The following is a 12,929-nucleotide window of genomic DNA, read 5'->3' as shown; positions in this document are numbered from 1 at the left end:
GAGTTCATTCCGCAACATCTGGCGATTAATACGAAATACCGCTTAGCGCCGCCTTATTTACTCCATATTTTGTGGAATTCGACGATTTTTGGCGTGACGTTTGCCGTTTCGATCGGTAGGATTGTTAGTGGATAGGTAAGAAAAACACCGCTTTGGCGGGTCAATAAAACAGGCGGACAGAGCATGACATTGAATCTTTCGATGCCCGGGCACGACGAACTGAAGCCTCGGATTACAGTATTTGGCGTTGGCGGTGCAGGCGGCAACGCCGTCAACAACATGATTGAAAAAGAATTGGACGGCGTGGATTTTGTCGTCGCGAACACCGACGCGCAGGCGCTGCAGCAAAGCCAGTCTTCTGCGCGGGTGCAGTTGGGTGTGAAAGTGACCGAAGGTCTTGGGGCAGGTGCGCGTCCGACCGTCGGTGCCGCAGCTGCCGAAGAAAGCATCGAGCAGATTGTCGATCATCTGGCTGGCGCACATATGTGCTTTATCACCGCTGGTATGGGCGGTGGCACCGGCACTGGCGCGGCTCCGATTATCGCACAGGCTGCCCGTGAACTGGGCGTGCTGACTGTTGGCGTGGTCACCAAGCCCTTCCAGTTCGAAGGCGCCAAGCGGATGCGTCAGGCCGAAGACGGCGTTGAATCGCTGCAGAAGGTCGTCGACACGCTGATCATCATCCCGAACCAGAACCTGTTCCGTCTGGCCAACGAAAAAACCACGTTCACCGAGGCGTTCTCGATGGCGGATGACGTTCTGTATCAGGGCGTCAAAGGTGTGACCGACCTGATGGTCCGTCCCGGCCTGATCAACCTCGACTTTGCTGACGTTCGTGCCGTTATGGACGAGATGGGCAAGGCGATGATGGGCACCGGTGAAGCCACTGGCGAGGATCGCGCGGTTCAGGCGGCTGAGAAAGCGATTGCCAACCCGCTGCTGGACGAAATCAGCCTCAAAGGCGCAAAGGGCGTGCTGATCAATATCACCGGTTCGCACGACCTGACCCTGTTCGAACTGGACGAAGCGGCCAACCGCATTCGCGAAGAAGTGGATCCCGAAGCCAACATCATCGTCGGTTCGACCTTGGACACAGCGATGGAAGGCGGAATGCGTGTATCGGTTGTTGCCACCGGCATCGACGCCAGCGAAAAAACCGAAGACGTGCCGGTTGCGCGTCGTACCATGTCGGCACCGCTGACACGCACTGTTTCGGCAGAAGAGCCTCAGCAGGAAGAGGCACCTGTTGTTGCGGAAGAAGAAACCGCTCCGGCTCCCCAAGCCGAGATGAACCGTGAGCCGTCGCTGTTCGAAGCAACCGAAGAACCGGCGCAGTTCCAGCCGCAGGTCGAGCAGGATGACGATGGTTTGCCACCGCCAGCCTATCAGCCCCGCGTTGCTGAGTTCGAGCCGACACCTGAACCGGTTGAACCCGCACCTGAAAGCTATGTTGCACCTCAGCCTCAACCGGCAGCAGGTACTCCGTCACCGGAAGCGCTGCAGCGATTGCAGGCCGCTGTGCAGAACGTTCCCGCGTCGGAGCGTAGCCACGCAGCGCCTCGTCCGCAGGCACCGCAACCTGTCCCGGCTCCGCAAGCTGATGCACAGGATCGCTCCCGGTTCGGCTTCAATCGCCTGATCGATCGGATGACCGGCCACGCCGCAGATACCCCGACCCAGCCGGTGCGCCAGCAGCCTCCGATGCGCCAAGCTGACGCTACGGCACCTGCACATGATGAGGCCGACCCCGAGCAGGATCGGATCGAAATTCCGGCCTTCTTGCGCCGTCAGGCCAATTGACCCTGGTAACAAAATCGAAAGAAAGGGTCGCCATCTGGCGACCCTTTTTCGTTGCAATACATGGGCTTGCTGGGTTCTAAGCAGGCTTTTGCCGATCTGTTACAAACATGTTTCATTCAGTTACAAAGAGTGAGTTGAGCCTTGGCGTTTGCTTCCTTAACTGAGTGCCCAACACGGACCGCATAGGCCGGACACCACTCACCGAGGTTCACCTTGCAACATACGCTCAAATCTCCGATCACGTTTACAGGCGTTGGCCTGCACAGCGGCAAACCCGCAACGATGGTCCTGAAACCGGCGGCTGCCGGTCATGGGGTCTGGTTCAAACGTACGGACATTGAGTTGGGCAATGCCTTGGTTCCTGCGATTTACGATGTGGTCGAGCGCACCCCGCTTTGCACCCGTCTGGTGAACGATGCGGGTGTTTCGGTGTCGACTGTCGAGCATATTATGGCCGCGCTTGCCGGGTGTGGCGTGCACAATGCCCTTATCGAGATTGATGGCCCCGAAGTACCGATCATGGACGGCTCATCGATTGAATTTGTGCGTGGCATCATGGCCAAGGGCGTTCGCCGTCAGGCTAGCCCGGTTCTGGCCTTTGAAGTTCTCAAGCCTATAACGGCCACGCGCGAAGGTGCGAGTGCATCGATCGCTCCGGCAGATGGACTGATCATCGACTTTCACATCGATTTCGAAGATGGCGCTATCGGTACGCAGACCAAAACCTTGGATATGCGTAATGGCTCGTTCGCACGTGAGCTTAGTGATTGCCGCACTTTCTGTCGCCGTACCGACGTGGAAGCAATGCGCGCGAATGGCCTGGCTTTGGGTGGCACACTGGACAACGCAGTTGTCGTTCAGGGCGACGAGGTACTGACGCCTGGCGGGTTCCGCCGCGCCGATGAGGCTGTGCGTCACAAGATGCTGGACGCTTTGGGCGATCTATATCTGGCAGGAGGTCCGATTCTGGGCCACTTCACCGGAGACAAGTCCGGTCACGCTATGACGAACACGCTGCTGCGCAAGCTGTTCGAAACACCTGGGGCTGTGCGTCCGGTGTTGTGCACTCCTGAAATGGCAGCGCGGCTGCCAGGGCAGGGGCTTGTTTGGGATGAAATCCCCGAAGTTGCCTGATTGGATCAAGTCGGCCGACAATTCCGTCAGGTGGCGTACTAAGGCGTTTTGCCCCGGAATTATATATGCTAGACCAAAGGCCAATCCGGGGTTTGCCCCGCAAGGTAATACGACAAGGATAGGCGGAATGGTTGGCACCAAAGCGGCAGTCAGATTCGCAAGCGCGATTCTTCTGGCAGCAGTTTTGACGGCGTGCAGTGGCAAAGGCGCAGACCGCAACCAGAATCTGGAAGGCTATACGCCGGAACAGATTTTCACACGCGGTGAATTTGAGCTGTCGCAGAATCGCTCGGATGATGCAGCGTGGTACTTCTCGGAAGTTGAGCGACTGTATCCTTATTCCGATTGGGCAAAGCGCGCGCTGATCATGCAGGCGTTCTCGTATCACACGGACAAGAGTTACGAAGAAAGCAGGGCTGCCGCACAGCGTTATATCGACTTCTATCCTACGGACGAAGACGCGGCCTATGCGCAGTATCTTCTGGCGCTCAGCTATTATGACCAAATAGACGAGGTTGGGCGCGATCAGGGCCTTACCTTTCAGGCTCTGCAATCGCTGCGCACGGTGATTGAAGTTTACCCTGACAGTGAATACGCCACTTCGGCTGTTCTGAAATTCGATCTGGCTTTCGACCACTTGGCCGGAAAAGAGATGGAGATCGGGCGCTATTACCTGCGTCAGGACCACTATACGGCAGCCATCAACCGCTTCCGCGTCGTGGTCGAGGATTTCCAGACCACATCACATACGGCTGAGGCTCTATATCGTTTGATCGAGGCCTATCTGTCGCTGGGCCTTGTGGACGAGGCGCAATCGGCCGGTGCTATTTTGGGTTACAACTACCAGTCGTCCGAGTGGTATGATGCGGGCTACAAACTGCTGACCTCGCGCGGGCTGAAGCTGAAGAGCCGGGGTAACAACTGGCTGAGCACGATTTACCGCCAGACGATCAAAGGTGAGTGGTTGTAATCGCCATGTTTAAAGGCGTGGGACTTTAAGACCCGATGCTGCGCGCCCTTGATATCCGCGACATGCTGATCATCGACCGGCTGGAACTGACGTTTCAGCCGGGTTTGAACGCGTTGACCGGAGAAACGGGCGCGGGCAAGTCGATTCTGTTGGATTCGCTGGGCTTTGTGCTGGGTTGGCGTGGTCGCGCCGAACTGGTCCGTCAGGGGGCAGCGCAGGGCGAGGTTGTGGCCGAGTTTGAGCTGCCGGATGACCATCCTGCCCATGCGGTACTGGCCGAAGCTGGTATTCCCGGCGGGGAGGAATTGATCCTGCGCCGTGTGAATACGGCCGAGGGGCGCAAGACGGCGTGGGTCAATGACCGGCGTTGCTCGGGCGAGGTGCTGCGCGCGCTTTCCGAGACGTTGATCGAATTGCATGGTCAACATGATGACCGTGGTTTGCTGAACCCGCGTGGCCATCGGTCAATGTTGGACGATTATGCCGGTGCAGCGGATCACTTGGCCACTGTACGGGCCGCCTGGGCAGAGATGTCCCGCGTCAGGAAGGCGCTGGCCGAGACTGAGGCGAGCCTTGCCGCCATGCGTGCCGAGGAAGAATTTCTGCGTCACGCCGTTGCTGAACTGGATAAGTTGGACCCGCAGCCGGGCGAGGATGCCGAACTGGACGCCCGCCGCAGGATGATGCAGGGGGCCGAGCGCATCCGCGATGATGTCGCGCGCGCCTTTGACCTGCTAGGCGGGGATGGGGCTGAAGGGGCGATGTCCGATGCTGTCCGCTGGTTGGAGGGCGTTTCTGAGAATGCAGGCGGTCAATTGGAGGAACCGATTGCCGCGCTTGGCCGCGCTTTAATTGAACTCGGTGAGGCGCAGGATGGTGTTAATACCTGTCTTCAAGCGCTGGATTTCAACCCGGTAGAACTTGAAGCGGCTGAAGAACGCCTGTTTGCCATCCGTGCGTTGGCCCGTAAGCATGATGTGACACCGGACGATCTAGGGGCTTTTGCAGACACGTTGCGCGAGCGTTTGTACCGACTGGACGCTGGTGATGCTGATCTGGCAGATCAGCGCGCTTCGGTCGAGGCCGCTCAGATGGCTTATGACAAAGCTGCAGCCGCACTTAGCACCGTGCGTCAGCAGGCTGCAGGACAATTGGATGCTGCGGTCATGGCGGAACTCGCACCGCTGAAAATGGAACGCGCAGTTTTTCGAACTGAAATCACAGTAGCTGACCCAGGGCCCGAGGGGACCGATGCAGTAGCCTTTACCGTCGCCACCAATCCCGGGGCACCGTCTGGGCCGTTGAACAAGATAGCCTCGGGTGGTGAACTCAGTCGGTTTCTACTGGCACTCAAGGTGTGTCTGACGGGGGATGACAGCGCCCGAACCATGATCTTTGACGAGATTGACCGGGGCGTCGGTGGCGCCACTGCTGATGCGGTAGGTCGTCGCCTGGCCTCGCTGGCGCAGGGGGGCCAGGTTCTGGTGGTCACGCATTCACCGCAGGTTGCTGCGCGTGCGGCGCACCACTGGCGAGTGCAGAAACAAGTGAATGACGGACAAACACTTTCGACCGTGATCCCGCTGGCTGATCCTGACCGGGTGGACGAAATCGCCCGCATGGTCGCAGGCGACACAATAACCGAAGAGGCCCGCGCCGCCGCTCGTGCTCTGTTGGACGCCTGAAGCCATTCTGCCGCTTTCTGGTTCGCAATCCGTCGCGATCTCACTTTTATAAGGGCGCTCCGTGGCTTACTAAGGGTTATGAATTGATCTCAGAGGGCCAATGACCCAATCGACCCGCACCGTTTTGCGCAACCAGCTTAATCAGGCTCTGGCCGCGATGAAGGATGCGTGGCGGGTGATGTTGCGGCGTGGACCAAGCCAGATCCAATTCTGGTTTATTGCTCTGGCAATTGGGATTGCTGCGGGGTTCATGGCACTGGGTTTTCGCAAGGCAATCAGCGCGTTGCAGGCCTATGTCTATGACACAGATGATATTCTGTTGTTGCACAGCCATGCCGAAAAGCTGCCTTGGGTTATGATCCTGATCATACCGATTATCGGCGGTTTGGTCGTGGGGGTCATTTTGCACAAATTTACGGACGACGGGCGGGTACGCTCGGTTGCGGACGTGATCGAAGGTGCGGCGCTGACGAATGGCCGGGTCGAGGGGAAGGCGGGGATCGCCTCGTTCTTCGCTTCGCTGATCACACTCAGCACCGGGGGGTCGAGCGGGAGAGAAGGGCCGGTGGTGCATATGGCCGGTGTAATCTCAACTTGGGTCAGTGACCGTATCCATGCGGATGGTATCACGGGCCGCGATCTATTGGGTTGTGCCGTTGCGGCGGCTGTGTCGGCCAGCTTCAACTCCCCCATCGCGGGCGCGCTGTTTGCACTTGAAGTCGTGTTGCGCCACTTCGCGGTGCATGCTTTTGCGCCCATCGTCATCGCTTCGGTTGCGGGCACGGTGATTAACCGCTTGGAATATGGTGATGTGACGGAGTTCGTTCTGGAGACCCCCGGTTCGCTGCAATTTTATGTGGAATTGCCCGCGTTTCTGATCCTGGGTCTGATCTGCGGGCTCGTCTCCCTGCTGCTAATGCGTTCGATTTTCTTTGCCGAAGATATTGGTTCCCATATCCAAAACCGTTTGTCCTTGCCGCGATGGTTGCGACCGGCCGTGTCCGGAGCGTTGCTGGGGCTGATCGCCATCTGGTTTCCACATATCATCGGCGTCGGTTATGAGACGACAATCCGTGCACTGGCCGGAGATCTTACACTGACCGTGGCGATCCTGTTTGCGGTGATCAAGACAGTTGCCTTGGCCATAACCATGGGGGGGCGTATGGGTGGCGGGGTATTCTCACCTTCTCTGATGATTGGTGCGCTGACCGGCTTGGCCTTCGGGCTGATTGCCACGGGGCTACTGCCTGATGTATCGGGCACCCATACACTCTACGCTTTTGCAGGAATGGGGGCTGTGGCCGCCGCCGTGCTGGGTGCGCCGATCTCAACCACGATGATTGTTTTCGAGTTGACCGGAGATTGGCAGATCGGGATCGCCGTGATGGCCTCGGTTTCGATGTCTACCGCATTGGCTTCGCGCCTAGTGGACCGGTCATTTTTCCTGACACAGCTGGAACGGCGCAACGTGCACTTGGCAGCTGGGCCGCAGGCCTATTTGCTGGCGATGCTGAGCGCAGGAGCGGTCATGCGTCCAATTGGAGATGCGCGTTCGATTACCGGAGAACAGGCACAGGAACTGATCGAGCAGGGCCTCTGCGTGCAGGCCGATGCCACGCTGGAAGCCGCAATGCCCTATTTCGACCATGACGACATACCCTGCATCCCTGTCGTGGTGCTCGATAGCGAGGGGAACGAAACACCAGTCGGTGCGCTGTATCACATTGACGCGCTCAAGGCCTATAACCGGGCGCTGGCGGCGACTGCGGCCGAGGAGCATTCCTAGCTATCCTCAGGCCACTGCCCGACGAAACCCGATATTTGGCCTGACAGGTGCCAAGTCGCAGGACCCACCGTCGCCTGAAGTTTCAATGTATCAGAGGCCAGACCCTAGATCTGCTCGACCTTGACAGACTCTACTGGATAGAACGCCACATAGCCCTTGATCTCGGCCATGGCCTGAACCGGAGCTTCATAGCTCCACGCTGCGTTTTCGGTCACCGAAGACTTGTTGACGATCGAGAAATGGGTGGCGTCCCCTTTGTGCGGACAATGGGTAATCTTGTCCGTTGTATCCAGAAAAGCCATCGCAATGTCTTTACGAGGAAAATAGATCACGGGGGGCAGGTCGCCCTCGGCCAGTTCCAGCGCAGCCGTGGTTTCGCCCAGAACCGCACCACCGGAGCGGACGCTCCATTTGCCCGGAGCCTTGCGAATTGTAATCTCTACCATTTTTCTTCCCTCGTCTTTAGTCTGGGCTTCTCCTCTGCCCGGTGATTGTAACAGTCCGATGTCAGATCGGCGCGGTTGCGGCATCCAACCACAGTTGCGCCTGATCGCCCAGTCTAGGCCTGAGTTTTTCGGCAACTTCTTTGTGATAAGTGTTCAGCCAGTCCCGTTCTGCTCTGGTTAGCATGTCGACCAAAATCAGCCGCCGGTCAATGGGTACGAAGGTCAAAGTACGCCAATTCAGCATGGCGCGTTCGTCGTCACCCCCGGGCAGGGCCGGGGCTTTTTGCGCGACAATAAGGTTTTCGATGCGAATCCCAAAGGCACCCTCGCGGTAATAGCCCGGCTCATTGGACAGGATCATGCCCGGCTGCAGCGGTACATGACTGGTTTTGGACAGGCGCTGCGGGCCTTCGTGAACGCTGAGATATGCGCCGACGCCATGCCCCACGCCATGATTAAAGTCCTGCCCAGCGGCCCAGAGCGGTGCCCGTGCGATCCCTTCTATATCACGCCCGGCCAAACCCACCGGCCAGCGCAACATGGACAGATTGATCATGCCTTTCAGGACGCAGGTGAAACAGGCCTTTTCTTCATCACCAACGTCACCAATGGCTATTGTGCGAGTAATGTCGGTGGTGCCGTCCAGATATTGCCCTCCGCTGTCCAGAACCAGAATGTGCCCATCTTCCAATGTGCTGTCGGTTTCCTCGGTCACGCGATAGTGCATGATTGCGCCGTTCGGGCCGGTGCCGGCGATGGTGTCGAATGAGATATCCTGAAGCGCGCTATCCTTTCGCCGGTTGCTCTCTAGTCGCGTGACAACCTGCGTCTCTTTCACTGTGCCGGGGCGCTGCGCATCCAACCAGCACAGCGTTTCGATCACCGCTACGGCATCGCGCAGATGCGCCTCGGCACTGCCCGCGATTTCAGCGTCGTTCTTGCAGGCTTTTGGCAGGGCGCAGGGATCCCCGCTATCAATCATTCGATCTGCCAGCACATCTGCTATGGCCTGAGGTAACGTTCCCAGATCGACCTGAACGTTCCCTTCCAGCACCGCTGCTGCGTCCAGAAAAGCCTCTGGCGCGTGAACGGATACCTGATCACCCAAAGACATTGTCAGCTTTTCTTTGACTATGAACAGATCGACCCGACCATCGGCATGCAAAATGGCAAAGCAATGAGCGACCGGGTTGTACCCGATGTCCGAACCGCGAATGTTCAGTAGCCACATGATCGAATCCGGCAGTGTGATCACAGCTGCAGTGCAACCCGCCTCTTGCAGACCTTTAGCGAGACGCGTGATTTTGCTGTCCGCCGTTTCACCAGAAAACTCAATCGGATGCGCCTTGACCGGATTCATTGGCGGCGCGGGTTGATCTTCCCAGACCCGATCCACCAGGTTTCCCACGCGCACTAATTCGATACCGCTGTCTGCCAAGTCTTTCTGCGTGCTGGCGATTTGACCCGCAGCATGTAGCCAGGGGTCAAACCCGACCTTGCCGCCGTCGGGTAGTTGCTCTCTTAACCATGCGCTCAGGCTGACTTCTGGCCATGGAACTGGGGTGAAATCAGCCGCAACTTGTGCCTTGACCTGTGTCCGATAGCGGCCATCGACGAAAACGCCAGCTACATTTGCGAGCGCTGCACAAAACCCGGCCGAGCCGGTAAATCCCGTCAACCACGCCAACCGTTCATCCCTAGGCGCCACGTATTCACCCTGATGCACATCAGCGCGCGGGATCAGGAAACCATCCAACCCTTCTTTCACCATCTCGCTCCGCAGAGCGACCAGCCGTGGCGGCCCTTGTTCCGGGCGTGCGGTTACCTCAAAGGATTGAAACATCTCGGACCTCTCCTATGCGGGGTTTACCCCTTCATCTTTTTGAAAATACTCCCGCCGGAGGCAAGGCCAGCCTTAGCTGGCCTTTTTCATACCCATCACGCGGGCCCGCGCACGTGGATCGCTGTCAAACAGCGCCGCCAACTGCTCGGTCATGGCACCTGCCAGTTGTTCCACATCCGTGATCGTTACCGCACGGTCGTAATAACGCGTTACGTCATGGCCGATACCGATCGCCAACAGCTCTACCATCTTGCGTTTTTCCACCATCGCGATCACATCACGCAGGTGTTTTTCCAGATAATTCGCCGGGTTAACGCTCAGCGTTGAATCATCGACAGGGGCGCCATCGGAAATCACCATCAGGATCTTGCGCTGCTCGCGCCGCGCCAGCATCCGGCGATGCGCCCATTCAAGCGCCTCACCGTCGATGTTTTCCTTCAGCAGGCCCTCTTTCATCATCAGACCCAGGTTTGGCCGCGCCCGTCGCCACGGCGCATCAGCGCCTTTGTAGATGATGTGGCGTAGATCGTTCAAACGTCCCGGCTGCTGCGGGCGGCCATCATTCAGCCACGCCTCACGCGCCAGTCCGCCTTTCCACGCACGGGTGGTAAAGCCCAGAATCTCGACCTTCACATTGCAGCGCTCCAGCGTCCGCGCCAGAACATCTGCACAGATGGCCGCAATGGAAATCGGTCGCCCGCGCATCGAACCGGAATTGTCCAGCAGCAATGTCACGACGGTATCGCGGAACTCGGTGTCTTTCTCGACCTTGAAGCTCAGCGGAGTGGTCGGGTTGGCAACCACACGCGCCAGACGGCCCGCATCCAGAATACCTTCTTCGCGGTCGAACTCCCAACTGCGGTTCTGTTGCGCCTGCAAACGACGCTGCAACTTGTTGGCCAGACGGCTCACAGCGCCTTTCAATGGCTCCAATTGCTGATCCAGATAGGCGCGAAGACGCTCCAGCTCGGCAGGCTCGGCCAGATCCTCGGCCGCAATCTCCTCGTCATGCGTGTCCAGATAGACCTTATAGTCCGGGTCGGCCTCGGACGCGGGCTGTGGGGCAGGGGGTTCCAGAGGAGCTTCCCCGTCAGGCATCTCTGCCTCATCGCCCATCTCGTCCTCGGCCATCTCATCCATTGAGACCTGCGCCTGAGACTGGTCCCGCTGCTCTTCCTGAGTCTGCTCAGGCGTGGCATCCGCGTCCTGTTCATCCTGATCATCCTGGCCGGTGCTGTCGGGGTCCGGCTGTTCCTCAGCGTCGTCCTCGGCCTGATCTTCCTGTTCCTCGTCCAGCTCATCCGGGTCTTCGCCCAGCTGGTCGCCATAGCCCAGATCCTTGATCACCTGGCGTGCGAACTTGGCAAACTCAGCCTGATCCGAGAGAATCTCATCAAGGTTTTCCAGCGTCCCGCCAGCCTGTTCCTCAATGAAGCCGCGCCACAGATTCATTATATTATCAGCAGCAGGTGGCAGATCGCGCCCTGTTGCCAAGTGGCGGATCAGATAACCGGCAGCAACCGCAAGCGGTGCATCTGCGGGCTGCTTACACTGATCATAGCCGCGCCGGATCGCTTCGTGCCCGATCTTGACGTCGATATTTGAGGCGGTGCCGGGCATATCCCGCGCGCCCATCGCCTCACAACGGGCAACTTCCATCGCTTCATATAGATCTCGTGCCATATCGCCCGGCGGGACATAGCGCGCATGCGTCGCATCGTCGTGGTACTTGCGCTGCAATGCCAGTGCGTCCGCTGTTCCACGTGCCAGCAGCACTTCTTCACGGGTCATCCGGCGTGAGACCTGAGGCAAACGCATCGACTCGCCAGACAAGCCCGAAGGGTCGACGGTATAGCTAACCGACAGATCCGGGTCGTCGGCCATAACTTTTGTGGCCTCAGCCAGAGCCTTCTTAAACGGATCAGCAGGGTTGTCGTTCTTCTGTGCCATGTCCCCAAGCCTTTCACATCGCGGCCCCAAATTTCAACAACCGTGAACTCGGATCCGCCTTCATCTGGCTAAAAATATCCCCGCCGGAGGCATTGCGCCCGGCACGGGCGCAATTCTGCGGGTTATCCCAAGCTTACGCTCGCCGCGCTTTCCGGCAGTTCTTCGTCAAAGCAGCGCTGATAGAACTCGGCGACGGTCTGGCGCTCCAGCTCGTCACATTTATTCAGGAAGGACAGGCGGAAGGCATAGCCCACGTCGCGGAAAATCTCGGCATTCTGGGCCCAGTTGATCACGGTCCGGGGGCTCATCACGGTCGAAAGGTCACCGTTCATAAAGGCAGTCCGGGTCAGATCGGCGACTGTTACCATCTGGCTGACTTTCTTGCGGCCTTCTGCGGTGTTGTAATGCGGCGCCTTAGACAGGACGATCATCGTCTCTGCATCGTGGCTAAGGTAGTTCAGCGTCGAGACCAGAGACCAGCGGTCCATCTGCGCCTGGTTGATCTGCTGCGTACCGTGATACAGGCCGGTGGTGTCGCCCAGGCCGACTGTGTTTGCGGTGGCAAACAGGCGGAAATTTGGGTTCGGCGTGATGATTTCATTCTGGTCCAGCAGAGTCAGTTTCCCGTCATGCTCAAGCACGCGCTGGATCACGAACATCACGTCTGCGCGGCCCGCGTCATATTCATCGAACACGATGGCAACGGGGTTGCGCAGCGCCCATGGCAGGATGCCTTCGTGGAACTCGGTGACTTGCTTGCCATCGCGCAACTTGATTGCGTCCTTACCGATAAGGTCGATCCGGCTGATATGGCTGTCCAGGTTCACACGTACGGCGGGCCAGTTCAGACGGGCGGCAACCTGTTCGATATGTGTAGACTTACCAGTGCCGTGATAGCCTTGGATCATCACGCGGCGGTTATGAGAAAAGCCAGCCAGAATCGCCAGTGTGGTTTCCGGGTCGAACTTGTAGGTCGGGTCGATGGCCGGAACCCGGTCACTGCGTTCGGCGAAGCCTTTGACAGCCATGTTGGTATCAATGCCGAACACGTCACGGACCGAGATTTCCTCGGTGGGTTTTGCGTTGATATCGATCGATCCGTCAGCCATTCGCCTTGTCCTTATCCTATGGCCCGCATTGCCGGGTTTGAACCTGTGTGTGGTGCAACATATTGCGGGCAAGGGCAAGGGAAAGCCGCGCAGGTTACGAAGTCGGCAAGTCTTTCTTTGAAATTGGCCTTGTCGTGTGCGGGTCAGTCGAGAATTGCATCGCAGGTCTGCATCAGGTTGTAGCGAAACAGCCAGTCGCTGGCGTT

The 12,929-nt window shown here is 58.2% G+C and carries 9 protein-coding genes; 5 read left to right on the top strand and 4 right to left on the bottom strand.

Translation table 11 applies throughout. The annotated features are described in order from the left end of the window. Positions 1-183 precede the first annotated feature (183 nt). The 5 genes from ftsZ (at position 184) to ACR0D7_RS03355 (ending at position 7,375) form a co-directional block, all read left to right on the top strand. Positions 184-1,800, top strand: coding sequence for a cell division protein FtsZ (gene ftsZ, locus ACR0D7_RS03375; RefSeq protein WP_480677731.1), 1,617 nt, complete (start codon positions 184-186; stop codon positions 1,798-1,800). Positions 1,801-2,013: 213 nt separating this feature from the next. Continuing rightward, positions 2,014-2,934, top strand: coding sequence for a UDP-3-O-acyl-N-acetylglucosamine deacetylase (gene lpxC, locus ACR0D7_RS03370; RefSeq protein WP_480677730.1), 921 nt, complete (start codon positions 2,014-2,016; stop codon positions 2,932-2,934). Between the two features lie 127 nt (positions 2,935-3,061). Continuing rightward, the gene (locus ACR0D7_RS03365) at positions 3,062-3,904 is read left to right on the top strand and encodes an outer membrane protein assembly factor BamD (protein ID WP_480677729.1); all 843 of its coding nucleotides are present in this window, start codon (positions 3,062-3,064) and stop codon (positions 3,902-3,904) included. Positions 3,905-3,939: 35 nt separating this feature from the next. Continuing rightward, positions 3,940-5,589 (top strand): DNA repair protein RecN, encoded by a 1,650-nt coding sequence (gene recN / locus ACR0D7_RS03360; RefSeq protein WP_480677728.1) that lies wholly within the window; start codon positions 3,940-3,942, stop codon positions 5,587-5,589. Positions 5,590-5,689: 100 nt separating this feature from the next. Next, positions 5,690-7,375 (top strand): chloride channel protein, encoded by a 1,686-nt coding sequence (locus ACR0D7_RS03355; protein WP_170568925.1) that lies wholly within the window; start codon positions 5,690-5,692, stop codon positions 7,373-7,375. 104 nt (positions 7,376-7,479) lie between these two features. Here the strand turns inward: ACR0D7_RS03355 and ACR0D7_RS03350 are convergent, their stop codons facing one another. The 4 genes from ACR0D7_RS03350 to cobS all read right to left on the bottom strand — a co-directional run bounded on the left by ACR0D7_RS03350 (position 7,480) and on the right by cobS (position 12,723). Then, the gene (locus ACR0D7_RS03350) at positions 7,480-7,821 is read right to left on the bottom strand and encodes a DUF427 domain-containing protein (protein WP_170381726.1); all 342 of its coding nucleotides are present in this window, start codon (positions 7,819-7,821) and stop codon (positions 7,480-7,482) included. Positions 7,822-7,882: 61 nt separating this feature from the next. Continuing rightward, on the bottom strand, positions 7,883-9,664 hold the full coding sequence (locus ACR0D7_RS03345; protein ID WP_480677727.1) for an aminopeptidase P family protein: 1,782 nt from the start codon (positions 9,662-9,664) through the stop codon (positions 7,883-7,885). 72 nt (positions 9,665-9,736) lie between these two features. Further along, on the bottom strand, positions 9,737-11,614 hold the full coding sequence (gene cobT / locus ACR0D7_RS03340; protein ID WP_480677726.1) for a cobaltochelatase subunit CobT: 1,878 nt from the start codon (positions 11,612-11,614) through the stop codon (positions 9,737-9,739). A 122-nt stretch (positions 11,615-11,736) separates the two neighbouring features. Next, positions 11,737-12,723 carry a cobaltochelatase subunit CobS gene (cobS, locus tag ACR0D7_RS03335; protein ID WP_170381723.1) on the bottom strand — a complete coding sequence of 329 codons (987 nt, stop codon included), beginning with the start codon at positions 12,721-12,723 and terminating at the stop codon, positions 11,737-11,739. Between the last annotated feature and the right edge of the window lie 206 nt (positions 12,724-12,929).

This window comes from Ruegeria sp. BB7 (assembly GCF_056539365.1).
This window is presented reverse-complemented; position numbering and strand designations above follow the sequence as displayed.